This is a genomic window from Mycobacterium seoulense (genome assembly GCF_010731595.1).
Lineage (GTDB): Bacteria > Actinomycetota > Actinomycetes > Mycobacteriales > Mycobacteriaceae > Mycobacterium > Mycobacterium seoulense.
In genome coordinates, this window is sequence record NZ_AP022582.1 from 1,155,057 (window position 1) to 1,181,344 (window position 26,288).

At 68.2% G+C, this 26,288-nt stretch carries 20 protein-coding genes and 1 tRNA gene; 9 read left to right on the forward strand and 12 right to left on the reverse strand.

Going from position 1 to position 26,288, the window contains the following annotated elements; genetic code table 11:
* Window positions 1-70 precede the first annotated feature (70 nt).
* The 4 genes from cydB to G6N37_RS05450 all read right to left on the reverse strand — a co-directional run bounded on the left by cydB (window position 71) and on the right by G6N37_RS05450 (window position 4,678).
* Window positions 71-1,111 carry a cytochrome d ubiquinol oxidase subunit II gene (gene cydB / locus G6N37_RS05435; RefSeq protein ID WP_163676985.1) on the reverse strand — a complete coding sequence of 347 codons (1,041 nt, stop codon included), beginning with the start codon at window positions 1,109-1,111 and terminating at the stop codon, window positions 71-73.
* A gap of 33 nt (window positions 1,112-1,144) precedes the next feature.
* The gene (locus tag G6N37_RS05440; RefSeq protein ID WP_163676988.1) at window positions 1,145-2,617 is read right to left on the reverse strand and encodes a cytochrome ubiquinol oxidase subunit I; all 1,473 of its coding nucleotides are present in this window, start codon (window positions 2,615-2,617) and stop codon (window positions 1,145-1,147) included.
* A gap of 84 nt (window positions 2,618-2,701) precedes the next feature.
* A complete protein-coding gene (locus tag G6N37_RS05445) occupies window positions 2,702-3,298 on the reverse strand; it encodes an HdeD family acid-resistance protein (protein WP_163676991.1) in 597 nt (198 codons plus the stop codon).
* Window positions 3,299-3,349: 51 nt separating this feature from the next.
* Complete coding sequence (locus G6N37_RS05450) at window positions 3,350-4,678, reverse strand: adenylate/guanylate cyclase domain-containing protein (RefSeq protein WP_163676994.1); 1,329 nt, start codon at window positions 4,676-4,678, stop codon at window positions 3,350-3,352.
* A 217-nt stretch (window positions 4,679-4,895) separates the two neighbouring features.
* Between G6N37_RS05450 and G6N37_RS05455 the strand changes: the two genes are divergently transcribed.
* Window positions 4,896-5,084 carry a hypothetical protein gene (locus G6N37_RS05455; protein ID WP_163676996.1) on the forward strand — a complete coding sequence of 63 codons (189 nt, stop codon included), beginning with the start codon at window positions 4,896-4,898 and terminating at the stop codon, window positions 5,082-5,084.
* A 427-nt stretch (window positions 5,085-5,511) separates the two neighbouring features.
* Here the strand turns inward: G6N37_RS05455 and G6N37_RS05460 are convergent.
* Window positions 5,512-5,588 (reverse strand) — tRNA-Leu (locus tag G6N37_RS05460).
* 114 nt (window positions 5,589-5,702) lie between these two features.
* Here G6N37_RS05460 and G6N37_RS05465 point away from each other — a divergent pair.
* On the forward strand, window positions 5,703-6,317 hold the full coding sequence (locus G6N37_RS05465; RefSeq protein ID WP_163676999.1) for an ANTAR domain-containing response regulator: 615 nt from the start codon (window positions 5,703-5,705) through the stop codon (window positions 6,315-6,317).
* 93 nt (window positions 6,318-6,410) lie between these two features.
* Here the strand turns inward: G6N37_RS05465 and G6N37_RS05470 are convergent, their stop codons facing one another.
* Both G6N37_RS05470 and G6N37_RS05475 read right to left on the reverse strand, forming a co-directional pair.
* The gene (locus tag G6N37_RS05470) at window positions 6,411-7,619 is read right to left on the reverse strand and encodes a lipid-transfer protein (RefSeq protein WP_174813911.1); all 1,209 of its coding nucleotides are present in this window, start codon (window positions 7,617-7,619) and stop codon (window positions 6,411-6,413) included.
* Window positions 7,616-8,056 carry a Zn-ribbon domain-containing OB-fold protein gene (locus G6N37_RS05475; RefSeq protein WP_163677005.1) on the reverse strand — a complete coding sequence of 147 codons (441 nt, stop codon included), beginning with the start codon at window positions 8,054-8,056 and terminating at the stop codon, window positions 7,616-7,618. Before G6N37_RS05475 ends, G6N37_RS05470 begins: the two co-directional genes overlap by 4 nt.
* A gap of 145 nt (window positions 8,057-8,201) precedes the next feature.
* Here G6N37_RS05475 and polA point away from each other — a divergent pair, with 145 nt between their 5' ends.
* From polA to coaE, 3 genes are all read left to right on the forward strand, one after another.
* Entirely contained in the window at window positions 8,202-10,862 is a 2,661-nt protein-coding gene (gene polA / locus G6N37_RS05480) for a DNA polymerase I (protein ID WP_163684641.1), read from the forward strand.
* A gap of 228 nt (window positions 10,863-11,090) precedes the next feature.
* Complete coding sequence (gene rpsA, locus G6N37_RS05485) at window positions 11,091-12,530, forward strand: 30S ribosomal protein S1 (RefSeq protein WP_163677007.1); 1,440 nt, start codon at window positions 11,091-11,093, stop codon at window positions 12,528-12,530.
* A gap of 12 nt (window positions 12,531-12,542) precedes the next feature.
* The gene (coaE, locus tag G6N37_RS05490; RefSeq protein WP_163677010.1) at window positions 12,543-13,757 is read left to right on the forward strand and encodes a dephospho-CoA kinase; all 1,215 of its coding nucleotides are present in this window, start codon (window positions 12,543-12,545) and stop codon (window positions 13,755-13,757) included.
* Here the strand turns inward: coaE and G6N37_RS05495 are convergent.
* The 4 genes from G6N37_RS05495 to G6N37_RS05510 form a co-directional block, all read right to left on the reverse strand.
* Complete coding sequence (locus tag G6N37_RS05495; RefSeq protein WP_163677013.1) at window positions 13,754-14,170, reverse strand: hypothetical protein; 417 nt, start codon at window positions 14,168-14,170, stop codon at window positions 13,754-13,756. The genes coaE and G6N37_RS05495 overlap by 4 nt on opposite strands.
* 243 nt (window positions 14,171-14,413) lie before the next feature.
* A complete protein-coding gene (gene ligD / locus G6N37_RS05500; RefSeq protein ID WP_163677016.1) occupies window positions 14,414-15,304 on the reverse strand; it encodes a non-homologous end-joining DNA ligase in 891 nt (296 codons plus the stop codon).
* On the reverse strand, window positions 15,291-16,283 hold the full coding sequence (ligD, locus tag G6N37_RS05505) for a non-homologous end-joining DNA ligase (protein WP_163677019.1): 993 nt from the start codon (window positions 16,281-16,283) through the stop codon (window positions 15,291-15,293). The genes ligD (G6N37_RS05500) and ligD (G6N37_RS05505) overlap by 14 nt, the downstream gene beginning before the upstream one ends.
* The gene (locus G6N37_RS05510) at window positions 16,268-16,708 is read right to left on the reverse strand and encodes a DUF402 domain-containing protein (RefSeq protein WP_163677023.1); all 441 of its coding nucleotides are present in this window, start codon (window positions 16,706-16,708) and stop codon (window positions 16,268-16,270) included. The genes ligD (G6N37_RS05505) and G6N37_RS05510 overlap by 16 nt, the downstream gene beginning before the upstream one ends.
* Window positions 16,709-16,853: 145 nt before the next feature.
* On the opposite strand from G6N37_RS05510, the gene G6N37_RS05515 reads away from it, so the two are divergent.
* Complete coding sequence (locus G6N37_RS05515) at window positions 16,854-17,600, forward strand: SDR family oxidoreductase (RefSeq protein ID WP_163677025.1); 747 nt, start codon at window positions 16,854-16,856, stop codon at window positions 17,598-17,600.
* 12 nt (window positions 17,601-17,612) lie between these two features.
* Here G6N37_RS05515 and G6N37_RS05520 read toward each other — a convergent pair whose 3' ends face one another.
* Window positions 17,613-20,192 carry an ATP-binding cassette domain-containing protein gene (locus G6N37_RS05520; RefSeq protein ID WP_179961877.1) on the reverse strand — a complete coding sequence of 860 codons (2,580 nt, stop codon included), beginning with the start codon at window positions 20,190-20,192 and terminating at the stop codon, window positions 17,613-17,615.
* Window positions 20,193-20,413: 221 nt separating this feature from the next.
* On the opposite strand from G6N37_RS05520, the gene G6N37_RS05525 reads away from it, so the two are divergent.
* From G6N37_RS05525 to G6N37_RS05535, 3 genes are all read left to right on the forward strand, one after another.
* Window positions 20,414-22,447: a serine/threonine-protein kinase gene (locus G6N37_RS05525; protein WP_163677027.1), complete on the forward strand. Its 2,034-nt coding sequence runs from the start codon at window positions 20,414-20,416 to the stop codon at window positions 22,445-22,447.
* A gap of 179 nt (window positions 22,448-22,626) precedes the next feature.
* Window positions 22,627-24,786, forward strand: a complete 2,160-nt coding sequence (uvrB, locus tag G6N37_RS05530) for an excinuclease ABC subunit UvrB (protein ID WP_179961878.1) — start codon at window positions 22,627-22,629, stop codon at window positions 24,784-24,786.
* Between the two features lie 57 nt (window positions 24,787-24,843).
* On the forward strand, window positions 24,844-26,253 hold the full coding sequence (locus tag G6N37_RS05535) for an MFS transporter (RefSeq protein ID WP_163677029.1): 1,410 nt from the start codon (window positions 24,844-24,846) through the stop codon (window positions 26,251-26,253).
* The last annotated feature ends 35 nt before the right edge of the window (window positions 26,254-26,288 follow it).

Genomic DNA, 26,288 nt, shown 5'->3' on the forward strand with positions numbered 1-26,288 from the left:
CCCGATGCCCGCCACAATCGCGGGTCCAGGGGGCCCCGCGCTCGTGATCCGGGCGGCGAGTCCGTTGCGCTCAGGACATCCGCCTCGCCAGGCCGATGGACGGCGGTATCCGGTCCGCCGAGATCCGTTGCCGGAACACCCAGTACGTCCATGCCTGGTACACCACCGTCAGCGGAGCCATGAATACGGTCACCCACGTCATGACCTTGAGGGTGTAGGGCGTCGACGAGGCGTTGTAGATGGTCAGGCTCCACTGCTCGTTCAGCGTCGAGGGCACCAGGTTGGGGTACAGCGCGCCGAACAACAGGATCACCACCGACAGAACGACGGTCGCCGCGCACGCGAACGCCCAGCCGTCGGACCCGCGCCGCCACACCAGCAGGACGGCCGCGAGCTGCGCCACCACCGCCACCGCGAGGACCAGCCACGTCCAGTCCTTGCCGTGGGCCAGTTGCGTCCAGATCCCGAAGCCCGCAACCAGTCCGGTCACCGGAAGCGACAGCCACACCGCCAGCCGGTGGGCGTCGTCGCGGATGGCGCCGGAGGTCTTCAACGAGATGAACACCGCGCCGTAAAGCAGAAACAGTCCGGCCGTGGCCAACCCGCCCAGCAGGGTGTACGCGTTGAGCACGTCGGTGATCGACAAGTGGACCTGGCCGTCGCCGCCCACCGGGAGCCCGCGCACCAGGATGGCGAACGCCACTCCCCACAACACGGCCGGCAGCCAGGAACCGGCGGCGATGCCGAAATCGGCCCAGGCCCGCCATTTTGTGTCGTCGACCTTGCCGCGCCACTCGATGGAAACGGCGCGCAGGATCATGCCCAACAGGATGGCCAGCAGCGGCAGGTACAGCGCGGAGAACACCGTGGCGTACCAGCCGGGGAAGGCCGCGAACATGGCGGCGCCGCCCACGATCAGCCACACTTCGTTGCCGTCCCAGACGGGGCCGATGGTGTTCAGCGCCGTCCGTCGGATGGGCTCGGGCTCACCGATACCGACGCGGGCGAGCGGCTCCATCAACATGCCGACGCCGAAGTCGAAGCCCTCCAGGACGAAGAAACCGAGGAACAGCAATCCGATGATGCCGAACCACAACTGCTGCAGTCCCATCGGTCAGCTCCTTTCTGCCGTTGGTGGGCCGGGCTAGTAGGCGAACGAAAGTGGCGCCACTTCGTCCTCGCCGGGTGCCGGCGGGGGAGCCGGTTCGGCGTCGTGCTCCCGCGGCCCTTCGGTGACGTACCGCTTGAGCAGCCAGAACCAGATGACCGCCAGCACCGCGTAGACGAGGGTGAAGGTCACCAGCGAGGTGATGACCATGCCCGGCGCATGCTGCGAGACGGCCTCCTGGACGGTGAACCGAACCTGTTGGTCGCCCGTGGGATTCGGCGCGACGATCCAGGGCTGCCGGCCCATTTCGGTGAACACCCACCCGGAGATGTTCGCCAGGAACGGGGTGGGAATCGTCAGCAGCGCCAGCCAGGAAAACCACCGCTGGTTGGGCACCCGCCCGCCGCGGGTGAGCCACAGCGCCGCGAGCGCGAACAGGATCGGAACGGCGAGGAAACCGATCATCGCGCGGAACGACCAGTAGGTGACGAACAGGTTCGGCCGATAGTCGTTCGGCCCGAATCGATACTCGAAGTCCCGCTGGATATCCCGCACGCCCTGCAACGTGACGTCGCTGATGCGGCCCTCGGCGAGGAACGGCAGCACGTAGGGCACCTGCAGGACACCTTTGACCCCGTCACAGTTGTTGTGCCGGCCTACCGTCAGGATGGAGAAGTCCGGGTCTGTTTGGGTGTCGCACAGCGTCTCGGCCGACGCCATCTTCATCGGTTGCTGGACGAACATCAGCTTGCCCTGCCGGTCGCCGGTGAAGAACAGGCCGACGGCCGCGAGCAGCACCACCCAGCAGCCCAGGATGGCCGCCGGGCGGAACATGGTGCGGGCGTCCGATTCGGCGGCCGGGGTGGCGGTCGCCGCGCGGCGGGAGCGGACCAGGAACCAGGCGCTGACGGCCGCGACGAACGTCGCAGCGGTGAGCAACGCGCCGGTGACCGTGTGGGTAAACGCCCATCGCGCAGTGTTATTGCCCAGCAGCGCGGTGATGCTGTCCAACTCGGCGCGATGCGTCGTCGGGTTGTAGTGCGCGCCGACCGGATGCTGCATGAAGGAGTTCGCCACGATGATGAAGAACGCGGACACGTTGACACCGATCGCGACGATCCAGATGCAGGCCAGGTGGATCAGCTTCGGCAGCCGATCCCAGCCGAATATCCACAACCCGATGAAGGTGGACTCGAAGAAGAAGGCGAACAGCCCTTCCATCGCCAGCGGCGCGCCGAAGATGTCGCCGACGAACCGCGAATACTCGCTCCAGTTCATGCCGAACTGGAATTCCTGGACGATGCCCGTCGCCACGCCGATGGCGAAGTTGATCAAGAACAACTTGCCGAAGAATTTGGTCAGGCGGTACCACGCGGTGTTACCCGTGGCCACCCACACCGTCTGCATGACGGCGAGCAGCGGTGCCAGGCCGATGGTGAGCGGCACGAAGATGAAGTGGTAGACGGTGGTGATACCGAACTGCCACCGCGAAATATCGACGACATTCATCTGTCACTCCCGGGACCGCGTAGCAGCAGGCGCGCTACTACGCAGTGTAGTAGAAGGGTCGGGACGGCGCCACCACGAGCCGCCTCAGCCGGTCAGGGTCTTCGAAGCTTTCCGGATGGCGAAGGACGACACGATCTCGAAGACGCCCAGGACCACGAACCACACCCCGACCACCAGCGCCAGCGTGACGATCGATTCGAGCGGCGACGCGAGGACGACGATGCCGGCGAGCAGGCTGATCACGCCGATGAAGATCGCCCATCCGCGCCCCGGCAGATACGGATCCTGGATGGCCGAAACCGTCGTCCCGACGCCACGGAAGATGAATCCGATGCCAATCCAGATGGCCAGCAACAGGATTGCGTAGCCCTGACCGAAATGGCGAAACGCCAACAACGCCAAGATGAGTGAGGCCGCGCCGCTGATGAACAACAGGATCCGGCTTCCCGCCGAGACGTGCAGGCTGAAAGCGAAGAACACCTGTGCGGCGCCGGTGATCAGCAGGTACACGCCGAAGGCGACCGCCGCGACGACGATCGATATTCCGGGCCACGCCAGCACCACCACGCCGAGGGCCAGCGAGAGAAATCCCGACAGCAGGGTCGATTTCCATAGATGCGGCAACAAACTTGGAACGGGGGGAGATCCAGGTGTGGTTTGCATGGGCGCAGTCTGACACAAACGCCGCCCTCGGTATAGGGCACTTCGGCGATACGTGATAGGGCACTTCGGCTATACGCGGGCGGTGCGTGAATCGTCGGCCGGCACCTCGGCCGGCTCGTCGGCCGCCTTGCGCCCGATCAGGTACCAGGTGCGCATGAGGCCCTTGCCTTTGACGTCGATGTGGCCGCGTTCCTGCAGCACGAATTCGTCCTCGAGGCGCTCGTACATGGCCTCCGGCACCTGAATTCGGCCCACCGAGTCGGTGGACTCCATCCGGGACGCGACATTGACCGCGTCGCCCCAGACGTCGTAGAAGAAGCGCCGGGAACCGACGACACCCGCAACCACCGGTCCGCATGCCATGCCGACCCGCAGGGGAACCGCGTTGCCGTGCGGATCCCGAAGTCCGCCAACCACATTGGCCATGTCGAGGGCGAAGTCCGCCAGCGCCTGCGCGTGGTCCGGCCGTGGGCGCGGAACCCCGCTCACCACCATGTAGGAGTCGCCGCTGACTTTGATCTTCTCCAGCCCGTGCTTGTCCACGAGCGCGTCGAACGCGCCGTACAGCCGGTCGAGGAAGCGCACGAGGTCGGCGGGCGCCGTGCCGCTGGCCCGCTCGGTGAAGCCGACGATGTCGGCGAACAGCACGGAGGCGACGTCGTACTTGTCGGCGATGACGCCGCGCCCGGGTTCCTTGAGCCGCTCGGCGATGCTGGCCGGCAACATGTTGGACAGCAGCGCCTCCGAGCGCGCGTACTGCGCCTCCATCACGCTCTCGGCGCGGGCGGTGTCGCGCAGGGCGAACCACACCGTCACGACCACCATCACCACACTGGAAATCGTCGTGATGACAAAACCGGTCGACTGGACCCAGGCCGGCTGCAGCCCGGTGTCGCGGGGGACCAGGAACTCGACGGCCACGATCAGGCCCGCGGCGACGGCGGCGAGCGCGGAGGCCAAGACGATGTGCTCGATACCCAGTAGCAGCACGACGATGCAGGCGCCCACCAGAAAGAAGAACTGAGCCCCCGAGCCGGTGCCGACGTCCACGCAGCTGGCGAAGACCGACACGTAGGCCGTTACCAGGAAGGTAAGCGGCGCAACCAGTTCGCCGAACCGTTGCAGCCACGGGACCAGCGCGAAGACCATCGCGCCCAGGACGTTGATTGAGCTCACCTGCCACAGCCAGGCTCCGCTGAGGATCTGCACGAGAACGAAGCTCACGCTTACCGTGACGGCGAGCCACGACGTGATGGTGAGGATCCTGGCACGGCGCGCGGCGCTGGCCGCGTAATGCTGATTGCGGTCGCGCGTCTGCGCCCGCACCGCGGCTACGCAGTCCGGGCTTCTCGACGAGCCATCTGGCACGGGTGGGGCGCCGCACTTCTTAGCCGCCACGTTCAAAGCGTAACCCGCTGAGCTCGGATTTGTCGGCCCGGTCAACGGCGAATCGGGGCCCCGTACCGGATGCCCGGCGCAGGGCTTGGCCTCGCCGGGCGTCGAGGAATTAAAAAAGATTTTCCGTCGAGGGGTGTCACAAAATTTTCCGACATGTTATTAAACATATGTATGGCTGTGATGCGGGTCACTTGTTCCTCTAATGCGGGGGTGCGGTATGGCAAATCTGCGCAGCAGGATCGGCATCGCGCTAATGCTGGCTTGCACCGCGGCCGCAACGCCCGCCTGCGGGGTGGGGTGTGGCGGAGCGGCGTCATTGTTGCGGGTTGCCACCGACTCCATGCAGAACGATCCGATGCAGGTCAACGTGGTGCACTCAGAAGAACAGGTGTGCATCAGCCACTGACGCGGCAATGACACCACCCTGTCGGCGCCCGCTCGCCCGGTGGGCGAATGGGCCCTCGTGAGAGTGCTGGGATCCGCTTCGAATTGTGTATTTGCATCGTGAGTCGGCGGCACCGGAAATATTATGAATTCATCGTGTGTGTGTCGCGCTTCTGTTGAATCCAACGCGCAGCAGTAAATGCGTCCGGTATCTAAATTCAGACGAACTCATACTTTTGGCACGCATTTTGCCGATTTCCCAAGCCGCAGGGTTGGGGTGGCCCGGATCGCCGCTACATCGGTATCGGAAATCGGCCTGGCGGCCCCCGGCCGGTTTGCCGTATGGCCCCGCGATGGGAGCGGGATGGCCGCGCACGACATCGGTGTGGGCGGCGGCGCGACCGGGGCCACCGGTACGCCGTGACGGGGTTGCTTGCCAATCGCGTCTGTGGTGCCCTCGGTGGGATTCGAACCCACACTGGACGGGTTTTGAGTCCGTTTCCTCTGCCAGTTGGGATACGAGGGCTAACTCGGCCTCCTACCTTAGAGGCAGCCTCCCACCATAGAGGATCTGGCGGCGCCCACCGTCTCACCGCCCCCGAGGTCGCTGGTCTCACGCGTTCACGACACAATATCCGTCATGACAGGCCCCACGACCGACACCGACGCCGCTGTGCCGCGCCGGGTCCTGATCGCCGAAGACGAAGCGCTCATCCGTATGGACCTCGCCGAGATGCTGCGAGAGGAGGGTTACGAGATCGTCGGGGAGGCCGGCGACGGGCAGGAAGCCGTCGAGTTGGCCGAACAACATCGACCCGACCTGGTGATCATGGACGTCAAGATGCCGCGCCGCGACGGGATCGACGCGGCGTCCGAGATCGCCAGCAAGCGCATCGCGCCGATCGTCGTGCTGACCGCCTTCAGCCAACGGGACTTGGTCGAGCGCGCGCGCGACGCCGGGGCGATGGCCTATCTGGTGAAGCCCTTCACGATCAGCGACCTGATTCCGGCGATCGAGTTGGCGGTCAGCCGTTTCAGCGAGATCACCGAGCTGGAGCGGGAAGTGGCGACGCTGTCCGAGCGGCTGGAGACCCGCAAGCTCGTCGAGCGCGCAAAGGGCTTGCTGCAGACCAAACAGGGCATGACCGAGCCCGAGGCGTTCAAGTGGATTCAGCGCGCCGCGATGGACCGGCGCACGACCATGAAGCGGGTGGCCGAAGTCGTCCTGGAAACCCTGGACACCCCCGACGAATAGCCCCGCTCTGTCGCGAGCGTGCGTGTCTGTACATCGACACGCCGTTGCGGGCGTACAACTGCGCACGCTCGCGGTTAAAGAGCCCGGCGAGCCTCAGCGCGCCACGATCACCGACGAGCCGTGTCCGAACAGGCCCTGGTTGGCGGTGACGCCGACCGTCGCGTTCTCCACCTGCCGGCCGGTCGCCTGACCACGCAGCTGCCAGGTCAGCTCGCAGACCTGGGCGATGGCCTGCGCGGGGATGGCCTCGCCGAAGCAGGCCAGCCCGCCCGACGGGTTGACCGGGACCCTGCCGCCGATGGTGGTGGCGCCGCTGCGCAACAGCGCCTCGGCCTCACCCTTGGGGCACAGCCCGAGGTGCTCGTACCAGTCGAGCTCCAGCGCGGTGGACAGGTCGTACACCTCGGCCAGGCTGACGTCCTCGGGCCCGATGCCCGCCTCGGCATACGCCGCATCGAGGATCTGGTCCTTGAACACCCGGTCCGGTGCGGGCACCGCCGCCGTGGAATCCGTTGCGATGTCCGGCAATTCGGGCAGGTGCTGCGGGTAGCGGGGGGTGACGGTGCTGACCGCGCGCACCGACGGGACGCCGTCGAGGGAGCCGAGGTGCTTGCGGGCGAACTCGGCGCTGGCCACGATCAATGCCGCCGCACCGTCGGAGGTGGCGCAGATGTCGAGCTGTCGCAGCGGGTCGGCCACCACCGGGCTGGCGAACACGTCGTCGGCCGAGGCCTCCTTGCGGTAGCGGGCGTTCGGATTCTGCAGGCCGTGCCGCGAGTTCTTCACCTTCACCTGGGCGAAGTCCTCGGGGGTTGCGCCGTAGAGGTCCATCCGCCGGCGCGCCAGCAGCGCGAAGTACACCGGGTTCATCGCGCCGATCAGGTGGAACCGCTGCCAGTCGGGGTCGTTCTTGCGTTCCCCGCCGACGGGGGCGAACGCGCCCTTCGGGGTGGTGTCGGCGCCGATCACCAGCGCGACGTCGCAAAAACCGGCCAGGATCTGCGCCCGGGCGCTCTGCAGCGCCTGGGAGCCGCTGGCGCAGGCGGCGTAGCTCGAGCTGACCGGCACGCCGTTCCAGCCCAGCTTCTGGGCGAACGTCGACCCGGCGATGAAGCCCGGGTAGCCGTTGCGGATGGTGTCCGCCCCGGCGACCAACTGGATCTGCGTCCAGTCCAGGCCCGCCTCGGCCAGCGCGGCGCGCGCGGCCACCACCCCGTATTCGGTGAAGTTGCGGCCCCACTTGCCCCACGGGTGCATGCCGGCGCCGAGGATGTAGAGCGGTTCGGGCGTGCTCATCGTCAGGCCACCTTCCACGCGTGCACCATGCGCTGCACGCCGTCGTCGTCGGTGAACAGCGGCATGGTGGTCAGCTCCATCTCCATGCCGACCTTCAGATCGGCGGCCAGCGTGCCCTCGACCACCTTGCCCAGCACGATGAGCCCCTCGTGGGCGAGTTCGACCGCGGCAATGGCGAACGGCTCGAAGGGATCCGGGGCGGGGTAGGGCGGCGGCGGCGGATACCGGTTCTCGGTGTAGCTCCACAGCGTTCCCCGGGTGGACAACGCGACGGACTCCAGGGTGTCGCTGGCGCAGCCCGGGTTGGGGCAGTTGTTCTCCCGCGGCGGGAAGACGTAGGTGCCGCACTCGGGGCACTTGCTGCCGATCAAGTGGGCGCTGCCGGCTTCGTCGGTGGCGAACCATCCGTCGATCGCGGGTTCTTGGCTGGTGACCTCTGGCACCCGGCCAGACTACCCAGCCCCGATACAAAACTGAAACGTGTTGCAGTTCTGGCTCGGGGCGGTTGGGGCGCGTGCTTCGTCGTACCGGGTGCCTAGAGTGTGAGCCGTGAGTATCGCCAGCGGGGAGCAGACCAAGCCGACGCTGATGCTGCTGGACGGCAATTCGCTGGCTTTCCGCGCTTTCTACGCGCTGCCCGCCGAGAATTTCAAGACCCGCGGCGGCCTGACCACCAACGCGGTCTACGGCTTCACCGCGATGCTGATCAACCTGCTGCGCGACGAGGCACCCACGCATGTGGCCGCGGCGTTCGACGTGTCGCGGCAGACCTTCCGTTCCGAGCGGTACCCGGAGTACAAGGCGAACCGGTCGTCGACGCCGGACGAGTTTCACGGGCAGATCGACATCACCAAGGAAGTGCTGAACGCGCTGGGCATCACGGTGCTGGCCGAGCCCGGCTTCGAGGCCGACGACCTCATCGCGACGCTGGCCACCCAGGCCGAGAACGAGGGCTTCCGCGTGCTGGTGGTCACCGGGGACCGGGACTCCCTGCAGTTGGTGAGCGACGACGTGACGGTCCTCTACCCGCGCAAGGGCGTCAGCGAACTCACCCGGTTCACGCCGGAGGCCGTCGTCGAGAAGTACGGGTTGACCCCGACCCAGTACCCCGACTTCGCCGCCCTGCGTGGGGATCCCAGCGACAACCTGCCCGGCATCCCGGGGGTGGGGGAGAAGACCGCGTCGAAATGGATCGCCGAATACGGTTCGCTGCAAGGGCTGGTGGACAACGTCGACTCGGTGCGCGGCAAGGTCGGTGACGCGCTGCGCGCCAATCTGGCCGGCGTGATCCGCAATCGCGAGCTCACCGACCTCGTCAAGGACGTGCCGCTGGCGCAGACCCCGGACACGCTGCGCATGCAGCCGTGGGATCGCGACCACATCCACCGGCTCTTCGACGACCTGGAATTCCGGGTGCTGCGCGACCGGCTGTTCGACACCCTGGCCGCCGTGGAGCCCGAGGTCGACGCGGGTTTCGACGTGCGCGGCGGCGCGCTGCAGGCCGGCGAGCTGGCCGTGTGGCTGGCCGAGCACAGTTCGGGCAAGCGGTTCGGCCTGGCCGTCGTCGGCACCCACCTGGCCTACGACGCCGACGCCACCGCGCTGGCCATCGTGTCCGCCGACGGGGAGGGCCGCTACATCGACACCTCCGCGCTGGATCCCGACGACGAGGCGGCGCTGGCGTCCTGGCTGGCCGACCCGGGTCCGCCCAAGGCGCTGCACGAGGCGAAGCTGGCGATGCACGACCTCGCCGGACGGGGCTGGACGCTGGCCGGGGTCACCTCCGACACCGCGCTGGCCGCCTACCTGGTGCGGCCCGGGCAGCGCAGCTTCTCCCTCGAGGACCTGTCGCTGCGCTACCTGCGTAGGGAGCTGCGCGCGGAAACCGCCGAACAACAACAACTTTCGCTACTCGACGACCCCGAGGGCACCGACGACCAGGCGGTACAGACGCTGATCCTGCGGGCCGTGGCGGTGCTGGATCTGGCCGACGCGCTCGACGAGGAGCTGGCCCGCATCAATTCCACATCGCTGCTGGGCGGCATGGAGTTGCCGGTGCAGCGGGTGCTGGCCGGGATGGAACACACCGGCATCGCAGTCGATTTGGATCTGCTCGGCGAGCTGCAGAGCGATTTCGCCCACCAGATCCGCGACGCCGCCGAAGCGGCCTACGCGGTGATCGGCAAGCAGATCAACCTGGGCTCGCCAAAACAGTTGCAGGCGGTGCTCTTCGACGAGCTGGAGATGCCGAAGACCAAGCGGACCAAGACCGGCTACACCACCGACGCCGACGCCCTGCAGTCGCTGTTCGACAAGACCGGCCATCCCTTCCTGCAGCACCTGCTCACCCACCGCGACGCCACCCGCCTCAAGGTGACCGTGGACGGGTTGCTCAATTCGGTGGCCTCCGACGGGCGCATCCACACCACGTTCAACCAGACCATCGCGGCGACGGGCCGGCTGTCGTCGACCGAGCCGAATCTGCAGAACATTCCGATCCGCACCGAGGCCGGCCGGCGGATCCGCGACGCGTTCGTGGTCGGCGGCGGCTACAGCGAGCTGATGACCGCCGACTACAGCCAGATCGAGATGCGGATCATGGCGCACCTGTCCCGGGACGAGGGCCTCATCGAGGCCTTCAACACGGGGGAGGACCTGCATTCGTTCGTCGCATCCCGGGCGTTCGGCGTGCCGATCGACGAGGTCACCGCCGAACTGCGCCGCCGGGTCAAGGCGATGTCGTACGGCCTGGCCTACGGGCTGAGCGCCTACGGGCTGTCGCAACAGCTGAAGATCTCCACCGAGGAGGCGAAGGACCAGATGGACGCCTACTTCGCCCGTTTCGGCGGGGTGCGCGACTACCTGATGAACATCGTCGAGCAGGCCCGCAAGGACGGCTACACCTCGACGGTGCTGGGCCGCCGCCGGTACCTTCCCGAACTGGACAGCAGCAACCGCCAGGTGCGGGAGGCCGCCGAGCGGGCGGCGCTCAACGCCCCCATCCAGGGCAGCGCCGCCGACATCATCAAGGTGGCGATGATCGAGGTCGACAAGGCGATCAACGAAGCCGGGCTGAAATCCCGCATGCTGCTGCAGGTGCACGACGAACTCCTGTTCGAAGTCGCGCCCGGCGAACGGGACCAGCTCGAGGCGCTGGCCCGCGAGAAGATGGGCGGCGCCTATCCGCTCGACGTCCCGCTCGAGGTGTCGGTCGGATACGGCCGCTCATGGGACGCCGCCGCGCACTAGCCCGGCTCGGCAGCGCATTTACCGGCGCGGCGGTCCCCGACTGTGATCTCATAGTGAAAAAATTGGCCCGAAATTCGCGCTGGCGACACTTTCGCCCTGGCCGAACGCCCGGTATGGCGCCGGTGACGCGCCGCCCGGGTTTGGCCAGCGTGTACGCAGTCGAGTAGCCTCAATAGGTAAATCCCAGTTTTATCCCTACGACCCAACCTGTCCGGAGCAACCCACCACATGCCGAGTCCCACCGTCACCTCGCCGCAAGTAGCCGTCAACGACATTGGCTCCAGCGAGGACTTTCTTGCCGCAATAGACAAAACGATCAAGTACTTCAACGATGGCGACATCGTCGAGGGGACGATCGTCAAAGTGGACCGGGACGAGGTGCTCCTCGACATCGGCTACAAGACCGAGGGCGTCATCCCCGCCCGCGAGCTCTCCATCAAGCACGACGTCGACCCCAGCGAGGTCGTTTCCGTCGGCGATGAGGTCGAAGCCCTCGTCCTCACCAAGGAGGACAAAGAGGGCCGCCTGATCCTGTCCAAGAAGCGCGCGCAGTACGAGCGCGCCTGGGGCACCATCGAGGCGCTCAAGGAGAAGGACGAGGCCGTCAAGGGCACCGTCATCGAGGTCGTCAAGGGTGGCCTGATCCTCGACATCGGCCTGCGTGGCTTCCTGCCCGCGTCGCTGGTCGAGATGCGTCGGGTCCGCGATCTGCAGCCGTACATCGGCAAGGAGATCGAGGCCAAGATCATCGAGCTGGACAAGAACCGCAACAACGTGGTGCTGTCGCGCCGGGCCTGGCTGGAGCAGACCCAGTCCGAGGTGCGCAGCGAGTTCCTCAACCAGCTGCAGAAGGGCGCCATCCGCAAGGGTGTGGTCTCCTCCATCGTCAACTTCGGCGCGTTCGTCGACCTCGGCGGTGTGGACGGCCTGGTGCACGTCTCCGAGCTGTCCTGGAAGCACATCGACCACCCGTCGGAGGTCGTCCAGGTCGGCGACGAGGTCACCGTCGAGGTGCTCGACGTCGACATGGACCGCGAGCGGGTCTCGTTGTCGCTCAAGGCGACCCAGGAAGACCCGTGGCGGCACTTCGCCCGCACGCACGCCATCGGCCAGATCGTGCCCGGCAAGGTCACCAAGCTGGTTCCGTTCGGCGCGTTCGTCCGCGTGGAAGAGGGCATCGAGGGCCTGGTGCACATCTCGGAGCTGGCCGAGCGCCACGTCGAGGTGCCCGACCAGGTGGTCGCCGTCGGCGACGACGCGATGGTCAAGGTCATCGACATCGACCTGGAGCGCCGCCGGATCTCGTTGTCGCTCAAGCAGGCCAACGAGGACTACACCGAGGAGTTCGACCCCGCCAAGTACGGCATGGCCGACAGCTACGACGAGCAGGGCAACTACATCTTCCCCGAGGGCTTCGACGCCGAGACCAACGAATGGCTCGAGGGTTTCGAGAAGCAGCGCACCGAGTGGGAGGCCCGCTACGCCGAGGCCGAGCGCCGGCACAAGATGCACACCGCGCAGATGGAGAAGTTTGCCGCGGCCGAGGCGGCCGGGCACGCCGAGCAGTCGTCGGCCAACGGAGCCCCCGCGGAGAAGGCGGCGGGCGGGTCGCTGGCCAGCGACGCCCAATTGGCGGCTCTGCGGGAGAAACTCGCCGGCAACGCCTGATTCCGTTCCCGCATGCTGCGTATCGGGCTGACCGGTGGCATCGGTGCCGGCAAGTCGGCGCTGTCGACCACCTTCGCGAAATGCGGTGCGGTCATCGTCGACGGCGACGTCATCGCGCGCGAGGTGGTCCAGCCGGGCACCGAGGGACTGGCGGCGCTGGTCGAAGCGTTCGGTGCCGACATCCTGCTTCCCGACGGCTCGCTGGATCGTCCCGCGTTGGCGGCCAAGGCCTTTGCCGATGACGAGGCACGTCAACGGCTGAACGGCATCGTCCACCCGCTGGTCGGCAAGCGCCGCGCCGAGATCATCGCCTCGGTGCCCGAGGATTCGGTTGTCGTCGAAGACATTCCGCTGCTGGTGGAATCGGGGATGGCGCCGCTGTTCCCGCTCGTCGTCGTGGTGCACGCCGACGTCGAGGTGCGGGTGCGGCGGCTGGTCGAGCTGCGCGGCATGCCCGAATCCGACGCCCGCGCCCGGATCGCCGCGCAGGCCAGCGACGAACAGCGCCGTGCGGTCGCCGACATCTGGGTGGACAACTCCGGCGGCCCGCAGGAGTTGGTGCGACGGGCACAGGAGTTGTGGGACAACCGGATCCTGCCCTTCGCGCACAACCTCAGCAAGCGTGAGATCGCCCGCGCCCCGGTACGTCTGGTGGCACCCGATCCGACGTGGCCGGACCAGGCCCGGCGCATCGTCAACCGCCTGCAGACCGCGTGCGGCCACCGCGCGTTGCGGGTCGACCACATCGGCTCGACCGCCGTGCCGGATCTTCCCGCCAAGGACGTCATCGACATGCAGATCACCGTCGAATCCTTGGCGGTCGCCGATGAACTCGCCGGGCCCCTGCTGGCCGCGGGGTATCCCCGCTGGGAGCACATCAACGAGGACACCGCCAGGGCCGACGCCCGCAGCACCGTCGACCGCTTCGACCACCAGGACGACGCATCGCTGTGGCAGAAGCGGATTCACGCCTCGTCGGATCCCGGCCGTCCGACCAACGTGCACATCCGGGTGGACGGCTGGCCGGGGCAGCAGTTCGCCCTGCTGTTCGTCGACTGGCTGCGGAGCGACGCCGACGCGCGCGCCGACTACCTGGCCGTCAAGCGCGAGGCCGAGCGGGCGGCCGGCGGCGACATCTCCGCGTACGTCGCCGTCAAGGAGCCGTGGTATCGCGACGCCTACCAGCGCGCGTGGGCCTGGGCGGATTCCACCGGCTGGCGGCCCTAACCGGGCAGGGGTGCGCCGCATTGCAGCGCACCGTTGTTGGGATCGGCGTTTCCGGGCGTCGGCCTGACCATCTGATCGGTCTGGGTGAAAACGTTGTCGTCGACGTCGATCTCGCAGTGCACGTTCGCCGAGTAAGGGAAATGAAGCACTATCCGCATGCCGGCCTGCTGCGGGTCGGGCAGTACCGTGTTGGCCTCGAATGCGTTGCCGGGCATGGACGGCAGGCTGGTGGTGTTCGTCTGGCCGCCGTTGATGATGAAGGTCGCCTGGCTGCCGGTCGTCAGCGCGTCGATCCTGGCCCGGTAGGTGATGTTGTGCAGGTCTGCCCGCGCGGTCGCCGGACTCAACTGGGAGCCGACGGCGACGATCGTCACCGCGGTGATCGGCAGCAGCCTGTGGCCGGTGCAGCTCATGGTTGCTGACATTACGCTCAGCGGGTTCGGCGGACCAAGCGGTCAAGCCGGGCAGCGGGGGCGCCAGAACGTCGTCCGTCCGCCCACCCGACGGAGGGGTTTCGGCGGGCGTCGCACCGCGGTGCGCAGCACCTGCGTCATCGCGCCGTGGTTGCCGAGCCAGGCGATGACGGTCTGGTCCGTCAACGCGGTCTTGAGCCGCCCCCGACGTCGCGCCGCCGAAACCCCTCCACGTCGGGAAGTTCAGGCACGGAGTTTCGCCAAACGTCGCATGGGGCCGGGCAGCGAGCTGGCGTGCCGCGACATGTTCGTCCACGGATCGGCCTGGCCCGCCAGCCGTTTGGGAACGTCGCGAAGTGTGAATCGGTCCGCCCGCAGTCCACGAGTATCCAATTCGTCCCACTCCAGTGGTGTGGCGACCGGGGCGCCATTGCGGGCCCGGACCGAATACGGCGCAACCGCGGTCTGCGCGTAGGCGTTTCGCATGATGTCGAGATACACCCGGCCGCTTCGCTTTTCCTTGCGGACTTCGACGGTGCGGTGGGTGGGGTCGTCCGCGACCACAACTTCGGCGACGTCGCGGGCGAACTGCCGGGCCGTGTCGAAGTCGGTGTCCGCCCGCACCGGCACCACGACGTGAAGTCCGCGCGAACCGGTGGTCTGCACGTAACACGCCAGGCCGAGGTCGTGCAGCACACCGGCCACCGCATGCGCGGCCGCGCGCACCGCCCCGAAGTCACTGTCGGACGGGTCGAGATCGAAGACCAGCCGGTCGGGATTGTGCAGCCGGCCCCGCCGCGATTGCCAGGCGTGCAGGGTGATCGCGTTCTGGTTGGCCAGCCATGGCAACGCCTCCCGCCGTTCGGCGACCGGATGCACCACGGTGCCGCCCTCTTTGGTGACCTCGACGCGGCCCATCCAGTCCGGCATCGAATCGGCGAAATCCTGCTGGATGAAGCCGTTCTCCCCGATTCCGCGCGGAAATCGCTGGACGTTGAGCGCCCGGCCCCGCACATGGGGCAACATCGCGTCGGCCACCTGACCGTAGTAGGCGACGAGGTCGCGTTTGGTGATCCCGTCCGCGGGAAACATGATCCGGTCCGGATGGGTGACCTCGACGTCAATGCGGGGCATCAGGGGTCTCCCGCACGACGTCGGTGGGGTCCTTGTCGGTGCGGATGCCGAGGTAACGCGGATGGCGCAGCTTTCCGTCACGGGTCCACTCGGTGAAACCGATCTGGACCACCAGTTCCGGGCGGGCCCAGTGGGCGCCGGCTTCCCGCACCAGACCTCGGCCGAAGGGCGGAGTGTCCCGCGCGAGCGGGGAGAGCCGCTCGCGCAGGCGGTGCAGCGTGGCTTCGTCGAAGCCGGTGCCCACCTTGCCGGCGTACACCAGGTCGCGACCGTCGTAATAGCCCAGCAGCAGCGCGCCCAACTCGACGCGGCTGCCCCTGGGGCTGGTGTAGCCGCCGACCACGAACTCCTGATCACGCACGCACTTGAACTTCAGCCAATTCTTCGAGCGTCCGCCCTCATATCTCGACTCGGCCAGCTTCGCGATCACCCCTTCGTCGCCGCGCTCGCAGGCCGCGCGGTAGGCGGCCAGGCCGTCGGCGACCCGGTGCGGGGTGTAGCGCAGTGGGTCACCGAATTCAATCGCCTTGCGTAGCAACCGCTTACGCCAGATCAGCGGCGCGTCGACGGTGGACTTGCCGTCGAGGTGCAGGAGGTCGAAGACGTAGTAGAAGACGCGCACCGGCGATGCGCGGGCCACCTGGGGGTTGGTGATGCCCAGCCGGCCCTGCAGCCGGGCGAAGCTGGTGCGGCGCCCGTCGAAGGCCACCACCTCGCCGTCGACCACGAAGCGGGTCGTGCCCTGGGCGGCAAGCGCGTCGATCAGTTCCGGATAGGTTCCGTTGAGCGGCTGGCGGTTTCGCGACAACAGCCGCACCCGGCCGCCGTCCCGGAACGCCAGGCAGCGCATCCCGTCGAACTTGCGCTCGAAGATCCAGCGCGGATCGGAGAACCGCTTGTCGGTCAGGGTCGCCAGCGTGGGGGATCGCCAGTCGGGCACGGGTTCGTCGGGCAGCCCCGCGGCTACGTCTTGCGCCACGTCAGCTCCATCCCGTGGCCGGCCAGCCAGCGCGAGAGGTCATACCCGTTGCGGGCCAAGCCCGCAACGGCGTCCACGGCGCGCCGCACCGCCCGCTCGGCGACCTCCGGGGTCAACAAGCCGTGCCGGACGGCGTCCAGCAACTCGTCGACGTCGGCCAGGTCCGCGCCGTCGCCCGTGCGGACCTCGATGTCGAGGTAATGGTCCTCCGAACGCCACACCTCGGGTCCTGGGGTGTATTCGCCCACGTCGAGGTAGAAGTCGTGATCGCGTTCGTGGCCGGGATTGAAATGAAACACCGTGGCGCGCAAGCCGAGTGAGGGCAGCAGCCACGACTCGAGGTAATGGAACTGGGCGCGGCCGGGGGTGGGCCGGGCCACGTAGAGCCCCCACGGCTGGACCGCATAGTCATCCACGTCCCGCACGATGCCCTTGGGATCGGTGTTAGTGCGGGCGATCAGGTCGAACGTCTCGTGCTTGGGCGGATGGATGGACCTACTCTAGTTGGCGGGGCCGTTGGGAGGCCACGTCGGAGTCAATACGGGCAGCGGGCCACTTGGGAGGGTCACAGTGAGCGACCTCAGCGGAAAGACAGCCCTCGTCACCGGCGGGAATTCGGGCATCGGGTTGGCGGCCGCGCGCCGGCTGGCCGACGCGGGCGCCCACGTCATCCTGACCGGTCGCAATCAGCAGACCATCGACGCCGCCGTGGCTTCGATCGGAGAACGGGCGACGGGCATCCGCGCTGACGTGGCCAACCTTGACGACGTGGCGGCCATCGCCGACGTCATCGCGTCCCGCGGAGAAGGGCTCGACGTGCTCTTCGCCAACGCGGGCGGCGGAGAATTCGCGGCGCTGGGCGACATTTCGGTCGAACACTTCACCTCGACGTTCATGACCAATGTGGGCGGCACGTTGTTCACGGTGCAAGCCGTGCTGCCACTGCTCAACCGCGGCTCGTCGATCGTGCTGACCGGCTCGACCGCGGCCTACAACGGCACCCCCGCGTTCAGCGTGTACGCGGCGACGAAGGCGGCGATCCGCTCCTTCGGGCGGACCTGGGCCGCCGAACTCGTGGGCCGCGGGATACGGGTGAACACCATCGTTCCCGGACCGGTCGAGACGCCGGGGCTGCTGGGGCTGGCGCCCGCCGGCCGGGAGCAGGAGCTGCGAGAAGGCGAGGCGGCCAAGGTCCCGATGGGCCGCCTGGGCAGGCCCGAGGAAGTCGCCGCGGCGGTGCTTTTCCTCGCGTCGGACGAAAGCAGCTTCATGACCGGCGGCGAGATCTTCGTCGATGGCGGTGCGGAACAAATCTAGGGTGGTCCCGGCCTATCGGCGCAAGCGGATTCTCCAGCGCACGAAACCGGCATAGAACAGCGACAAGGCCGCCAGCATGCCCATGTCCAGCAGCCAGGCCTTCGACGTGTGCTGCCAGAACCGGTCCTGGGACAGCAGCGAATCGGGCACCAGGTGCCGCAGATCCACCGTCGACGCCGCAGCGGCGTAGCCCCAGCGCGCGGGCATCGCGAAGGAGAGCTGATCCAAACCCAGCCGGCCGGTCACGGGCACCATGCCGCCGCAGAGCACCAGCTGGGCCATCACCGTCACCACGAACAGCGGCATGATCTGCTCGCTGGAGCGGACCAGCGACGAGATCGCCAGGCCGAGAATCGCCGAGGCGACACACGTCGCCGCGACGGTGGCGAACAATTCGACGGTCGCCCCGGCGGTCGAATGGCCGAGCAGAACGGCGCCACGCGTCGGCGCGCTCTTGCCGATCACCACGATCGCGGTGATGATCGCCGACTGCAGGATCGCGAACCCGCAGAACACCGCGGTCTTCGCGAGCAGGTAGGCCGTCGTCGACAGCCCGACCGCCTGCTCGCGCTGGAAGATCGCGCGCTCGCCGACCAGGTCGCGGATGGTCAGCGCGGTGCCCATGAACGCCGCGGCCGGCATCAGCAGCGCCAGGATCTGCGCTGCTTCGTCGGGGGTGCCGGCGGTCGCGCCGGGCAGATGGAATCCGTTGCTGCCCGGGACGGTCAGCGACAGGGAACCCAGGATGAACGGCAACAGCGCCAGGAAGACGAAGTAGGCGCGGTCGGCGACGACCAGGCGGATCTGCCGGCGGGCGACCGTCGAGATCTGGCGCCGCACACTGGTATGTACCGGTTCGCCGAGGGCGCCCGGTTCGTCCGCCTTGCCCGGCAACGGCTTCTGTGGCCGCCTCTCGGCGTCACGCTGTTCCAGGAAGCGCCGGTTGGCCTCGTCGGGGTCGGCGCCCACCTTGGTGAAGATCTTCGCCCAGTTGGTGGTGCCCATCGCGGGACCGATCGCCTCCGGCGGGCCGCAGTAGGCCGTCTTGCCGCCCGGGGCCACCAACAACAGCTGGTCGCAGGTGTCGAGGTAGGACAGCATGTGCGTCACCACGATCACCACGCGACCCGCGTCCGCGAGCTGCCGCAGCATCGTCATGACCTGGTGGTCGAGCGCCGGGTCGAGGCCCGACGTCGGCTCGTCGAGGATCAACAGCGAGGGGCCGGTGAGCAACTCGAGCGCCACCGAGGCCCGTTTGCGCTGACCGCCGGACAACTTGTCGACGCGGGTGTCGGCGTGTTTGGTCAGGTCGAGCTCGTCTAGGACGTGCGCGACGACGCTGGCCCGGTCGGACTTGCCGGTGTCGGGGGGCAGGCGCAGTTCGGCGGCGTAGCCGAGCGCCTGGTTGACCGTCAGCTGCCGGTGCACCACGTCGTCTTGCGGGACCATGCCGATGCGGCTGCGCAGGGACGCGTATTCGGTGTGAATGTCGTGGCCCTCGAACGTGACCGAGCCCGAGCTGGGGGTGGTGTAGCCGGCGATCAGCCTGGCCAGCGTGCTCTTGCCGGCGCCCGACCCACCGATCACGGCGGTCAGCGTGCCGGGCCGGGCGATCAGCGAGATGTCGTCCAGCAGTTGTTTGCCGTTGTCGACGACGTACTTGACGTTGCGCACCTCCAGGCCGCCGGTGCGCGTCGCGGCCTCGCTGCGTTTCGTCAGGGTGCCGTCGCGAAAGACGAGGTCGACGTTGCCGATGGTGACGATGTCGTCGTCGGACAGGATCGCCGACCCGACGCGGGTGCCGTTGACGAAGGTGCCGTTGATGCTGTTGTCCCGAATTTCCATGCCCAGCGGCGTCTGCACCAACGTCGCGTGCTGACGTGAGGCCAACACATCGGAGACCACGATGTCGTTCTCCGCGGCGCGACCGACCGTCATGGCGCCCGGGGTGCCCGCGGCCGCCGACGAACGCGGCGAGAGCAACTTCACAAAGCGCGTCGCGAGGTTGGACACGTCGGCCGTCTTGGCGTCGACCACGGTGAGTTCGGTCGGCGGCGTCGAGCCCGGCTCGGCCGGCACCCCGGCGTGCACGACGGTCCGCCCCTCGGGTGGCGTGCCGCGGATGCCCGACGTGGGCACGGGCCTGCGGGGCGGTGGCGCCTGTGGGGGCGGCGAAACCGGCTGACGGGGCGGTGAATTCGGCGGCGCGGACCACGCAAGCGTCGGCGGCCCGGGCTCCGGGCTCGGCCGGATCCGGCCCGGCCGGTCGGCGTAGCCCTGCTGCGGCCCGATGGCGAAGGTCAGGCGCGGTCCCCGCGGATTGCCCACGTGAATGCTCTGACCGTCGTGGATGTCGATGACCGGCATCCGATAGCCGTTGAGGTAGGTGCCGTTCAGCGAGCCGTTGTCGATTGCCAACCAGCGGCCCTGGTCGAAACGCATGATCAGGTGGGCACGCGAGATGCGTGGATCGGCGATGCGCATGTCGGCCTGCGTGTCGCGGCCGACGACCACTTCGTGTCCGGCCGCGAAGGATCGTTGGTACCCGTCGAGCCGAATCGTCAGGATGGGCGGGGCGGGGCGGGTCACCACTCAAGTATCGGTGCGCGCCGGGGGTGCTCTCATTGGGATCGCCTGTGATTTCGCTATGTTTCGGCGCGGGCACTCATAACCGTTTCATAGCTTGGTGAGGCGAACCCCCCACCGGGATCCGGCATGATCTTGAACGTAGGGGGGTGCATCAGGGCTGTTTTCGTGCGCGCGCCGGGCCAGGTTGTGAAAAGACGGGGAAGAAACGAGGGGGGAGGCGACAGATGAACGAGGACAACGGGACCACCCGCCGCATCGGTGCCGGGCGCCGGCTGTTGAGCAACCCGCGTCAGGCCCGCGCGGCGCTGAGCGCGGGATTTCACTCGGTGCCCGCGGTAACCCTCTCCCACCTGTTCCGTCGCATCCCGCCGGTCAGTTCCGCCCCGAGCGCGCGGTCCGGCGACGTCGACGCTGCCCGCCTGTCGGTCGACAGCGGGGCGCCGTTCGCGGGGTACACGATCTTGCGACAGCTGGGCGCCGGGGGCATGGCCGAGGTGTATCTGGCACTGCATCCGCGGTTGCCGCGCCGCGACGTCATCAAGGTCTTGGCCGAGGCGGTCACGGCCGATCCCGAGTTTCGTGAAAGATTCAACCGCGAGGCCGATCTCGCCGCGACGCTGTGGCATCCCCACATCGTCGGCGTGCACGACCGCGGCGAGTTCAACGGCCACCTCTGGATTTCCATGGACTACGTCGAGGGCACCGACGCCTCGCGGCTGGTGAAAGAGCGCTACCCGGACGGGATGCCGATCGATGAGGTGTGCGCCATCGTCCACGCCGTTGCGGGCGCCCTCGACTACGCCCACGACCGCGGGCTGTTGCACCGCGACGTCAAACCGGCCAACATCCTGCTCACCCATCCCGACGACGGGGAACGACGAATCCTGTTGGCGGACTTCGGCGTCGCACGCCACCTCGGTGACATCAGCGGGATCACCGAGACCAACGTGGCGGTGGGGACGGTGGCCTATGCCGCGCCCGAACAGTTGACGGGATCCAACATCGACGGGCGCGCGGACCAATACGCTTTGGCCGCAACGGCTTTCCACCTGCTCACCGGTGCGCCGCCGTTTCAGCATTCGAATCCGATCGCGGTGATCAGCCAGCACCTGCACGAGGAGCCGCCCCGGCTCAGCGAATACCGCCCGGAGCTGGTCCACCTCGATGAGGTGTTCGGCAAGGCCCTGGCCAAAGAACCCGAGGACAGGTTCGAGCGGTGTCGCGGGTTCGCCGCCGCCGTCAGTGAGCCGTTCGACGCCGTCGCCGCAGCCGGCCCGCACGCCCGGCCCGACGCCGCGTCGATGGTGTCGCGGCGCGGCGTCGTCGCGGCGATGAACCACCGGTTCTCGTCGCGGACGCGGTGGGCGGTCGGGTTGGTGTGCGCGATGCTCATCGCCGTGGCGGCCACCTGGTCGGTGCTGTACTCGTTCGAGCCGGACACGCCGCCGGGCAACCCCGCGCTCGCGTCCAAACCGTCCGTCGCCGCGCCCAGCGCCGCGCCGGCCGGCTCCGGCGGACCGGTGCTCAACGGGACCTACCAACTCGACTACGACCAGAGCAAGCGCACCACCAACGGCGTCGCGATCCGCCACGACGGCCCCGCCACCGGGTGGTGGGCGTTCCGTTCGGTGTGCACCACCAACGGGTGTGCGGCCACCGCAGCACGGCTGGACAACGCCACCCATCAGACGGCCGCCGGGCAGACGGACACCTTGCGCTTCGTCGGCGGCTACTGGCAGGGCGCCCCGCAGCAGGACCGGCTGGGCTGCACCCCGCCCCACGGGCAGGCCCAGGCCACGCAGCAGGAGACCCTGGCCTGGTCGCTGGCGCCCCAGGCCGACGGCAGCCTGCGCGGCACCGTGACCGAGACCGTGCTCAGCAACGAGTGCGGCGCGCAGGGTGCGGTGGTGCGGGTGCCCGTGGTGGCCACCCGGGTCGGCGACGTGCCGGCCGGGTTGCACCTGGGCGATCCCGCCCAGGCCGTCAGCGCGTCGACGGCGGCAGCGGCACCGGGGCCGCCCGTCCTCGGCGCGGTCTGCGGCGACGTCGACAAGCTGGCATACGACCCCACCAACAGCGAGCAGATCGTCTGCGAGGGCAGCAGCTGGGCCAAGGCCCCGATCACGATGGGCGTGCACGCCTCCGGCAGCTCCTGCGACCGGCCGGGCACCTCGGTGTTCGCCATGACCACCTCGAACGACGGCTATCTGCTGCAGTGCGATCCCGTCACCCGGACCTGGACGCGACCCGGGGGATAGGGTGCGGCGGGCGTCGCCGGCCGCGGCGACAGCGGTGTCCGCACCAATAGGTGACTCGCGAATTTGATATCGCCCGCGCTATCACGTTCACCGACCGACCGGTCGTGCTCCCACGGTGTCGATGTGGCTGCACCGACCAGCGCCCGACACTTGTCGGTGCGCGGTTCTACCCTGGGTGCATGGCTTTCGCCACGGAACATCCGGTAGTCGCACATTCGGAATACCGCGCGGTCGACGAGGTCGTGCGCGTCGGCGGCCGCTTCGAGGTGGTCAGCCCGCACCAGCCCGCCGGCGACCAGCCGGCCGCCATCGACGAGCTGGAACGGCGCATCAGGGCGGGGGAGCGCGACGTGGTGCTGCTCGGCGCCACCGGCACGGGAAAGTCGGCCACCACCGCCTGGCTCATCGAGCGGCTGCAGCGGCCCACGCTGGTCATGGCGCCGAACAAGACGCTGGCCGCACAGCTGGCCAACGAACTCCGAGAGATGTTGCCGCACAACGCTGTCGAGTACTTCGTGTCGTACTACGACTACTACCAGCCGGAGGCGTACATCGCGCAGACCGACACCTACATCGAAAAGGACAGCTCGATCAATGACGACGTGGAGCGGCTGCGGCACTCCGCGACGTCGTCGCTGCTCTCGCGGCGCGACGTGGTCGTGGTGGCCTCGGTGTCGTGCATCTACGGCCTGGGCACGCCGCAGTCCTATCTGGACCGCTCCGTGGAACTCGGCGTGGGCACCGAGGTGCCCCGCGACGCGCTGCTACGGCTGCTGGTCGACGTGCAGTACACCCGCAACGACCTGTCGTTCACCCGCGGCTCGTTCCGGGTGCGCGGCGACACGGTCGAGATCATCCCGTCCTACGAAGAGCTGGCGGTGCGCATCGAGTTCTTCGGCGACGAGATCGAGGCGCTGTACTACCTGCACCCGCTCACCGGCGACGTGATCCGCCAGGTCGACTCGCTGCGCATCTTCCCCGCCACGCACTACGTCGCCGGTCCGGAGCGGATGGCCCACGCCATCTCGACCATCGAGGAGGAGCTGGCGGAGCGGTTGGCCGAGCTGGAGGGCCAGGGCAAGCTGCTGGAGGCGCAGCGGCTGCGGATGCGCACCAACTACGACATCGAGATGATGCGCCAGGTCGGCTTCTGCTCCGGCATCGAGAACTATTCGCGCCACATCGACGGCCGTGGCCCGGGCTCACCGCCGGCCACCCTGCTCGACTACTTCCCCGAGGACTTCCTGCTCGTCATCGACGAGTCCCACGTCACGGTGCCGCAGATCGGCGGCATGTACGAGGGTGACATGTCCCGCAAGCGCAACCTGGTCGAATACGGGTTCCGGCTACCGTCGGCGTGCGACAACCGCCCGCTCACCTGGGAGGAGTTCGCCGACCGGATCGGCCAGACGGTGTACCTGTCGGCCACCCCGGGCCCCTACGAACTCAGCCAGGCCGGCGGAGAGTTCGTCGAGCAGGTGATCCGGCCGACCGGCCTGGTGGACCCGAAAGTCGTGGTCAAGCCGACCAAGGGGCAGATCGACGACCTGATCGGCGAGATCCGCAAGCGCACCGACGCCGACGAGCGGGTGCTGGTCACGACGCTGACCAAGAAGATGGCCGAGGACCTCACCGACTACCTGCTGGAGATGGGCATCCGGGTGCGCTACCTGCACTCGGAGGTCGACACGCTGCGCCGCGTGGAACTGCTCCGCCAGCTGCGCCTGGGCGAGTACGACGTGCTCGTCGGCATCAACCTGCTGCGCGAGGGTCTGGACCTTCCGGAGGTGTCGCTGGTGGCGATCCTGGACGCCGACAAGGAGGGTTTCCTGCGGTCGTCGCGCAGCCTGATCCAGACCATCGGCCGTGCCGCCCGCAACGTGTCCGGCGAAGTGCACATGTACGCCGACTCGATCACCGACTCGATGAAGGAGGCGATCGACGAGACGGAACGGCGGCGGGCCAAGCAGATCGCCTACAACGAGGCCCACGGCATCGACCCCCAGCCGCTGCGCAAGAAGATCGCCGACATCCTCGATCAGGTCTATCGCGAGGCGGACGATACGGAAACGGTGGGAGTCGGCGGGTCCGGGCGCAACTCCTCCCGGGGCCGGCGAGCCCAGGGCGAGCCGGGCCGCGCCGTCAGCGCCGGCGTCTTCGAGGGCCGCGACACGACCAGCATGCCGCGCGCCGAACTGGCCGACCTGATCAAGGACCTGACCGAGCAGATGATGGCGGCCGCGCGTGACTTGCAGTTCGAGCTGGCCGCGCGCTTCCGCGACGAGATCGCCGACCTGAAGAAGGAACTGCGGGGGATGGACGCGGCCGGCCTGAAATGAGTTTGCTGGCAGCACATCTCGGATTGGCACCCCGAAGACGCCCCATACGGTAGAAGGGTGACCGACACCGTGACCGTCACCGGCGGCTGGAACGAGCTGCTGGGGCCGAGGTATCTGAGGACCTCCATCCTGCTGGCCGGCGGGGTGGCGCTGTACGCCACCAACGAGTTCCTGACCACCAGCTTGTTGCCCAACACCATCGCCGAAATCGGCGGCAGCCGGCTCTACGCCTGGGTGACGACCCTGTACCTGGTCGGGTCGGTGGTGGCGGCGGCGATGGTCAATCCGATGCTGCTGCGCGCCGGGGCACGGTCGTCGTACCTGACCGGGCTCGCCGTGTTCGGTGTCTCCAGCCTGGTTTGCGCGGCCGCGCCGACCATGCAGGTGTTGATAGCTGGGCGCGCCCTGCAGGGCGTCGCAGGGGGACTGTTGGCCGGCCTCGGCTATGCGGTCATCAATTCGGCTCTGCCGCAGGAGCTGTGGACGCGGGGATCGGGGCTGGTGTCGGCGATGTGGGGCGTGGCCACGGTGGTCGGCCCCACGACGGGCGGCCTGTTCGCCCAGCTCGGCCTGTGGCGGTGGGCCTTCGTGGCGATGGCGGTGCTGACCGGCCTGATGGCCATGCTGGTGCCGGTGGCGCTGGCCGGCGCCACGCCCCGCACGGCCACCTCGCCGATGAAGGTGCCGGTGCGGTCGCTGCTGCTGATCGGCGCTGCCGCGCTCGCGGTCAGCGTCGCCCAGATTCCGCGCAACACCCTGGCGACGTTCGCCCTGCTCGCCGCCGGCATCGCGCTGGTGGTGCTGTTCGTGCTCGTCGACTGGCGGATGCACGCCGCGATCCTGCCGCCGAGCGTGTTCCGCCCCGGGCCCCTGAAGTGGATCTACCTGACGATGGGCGTGCTGATGGGCGCCGCCATGGTCAACACCTACGTGCCGTTGTTCGGGCAGCGGTTGGCGCATCTGACCCCGATCGCGGCCGGGTTCCTGGGCGCGGCGCTCGCGCTCGGCTGGACGGTCAGCGAAATCCTCAGCGCGTCGTTGGAGAACCCCCGCACGATCGGGCGGGTGATCGTGGCGGCCCCGATCGTCGCCGCCTCCGGCCTGGCCCTGGCCGCGGTCGCCCGCCGCGGGGACACCTCGCCGTGGACGGCCACGCTGTGGGCGGTGGCGCTGCTGGTGGCGGGGACCGGGATCGGGATGGCCTGGCCGCATCTGTCGGCGCGCGCGATGGCCTCGGTCGACGACCCGGCCGAAGGCGGGGCCGCCTCGGCGGCGATCAACACCGTCCAGCTGATCTCCGCGGCGATCGCCGCCGGTCTGGCCGGGGTGGTGGTCAACACCGCCAAGGGCGGCGACGGGATGGCGGCGCACTGGCTGTTCACGGTGTTCACCGCGCTCTGCGCCGCCGGGGTGGCGGTGGCCTACGGCGCGACCCGCGGCGTCCGCCAGGTGCAGCCGGTCGGCTAGCCACTGCCCGACAAATGGTGGTTCAAGCCGCCGGC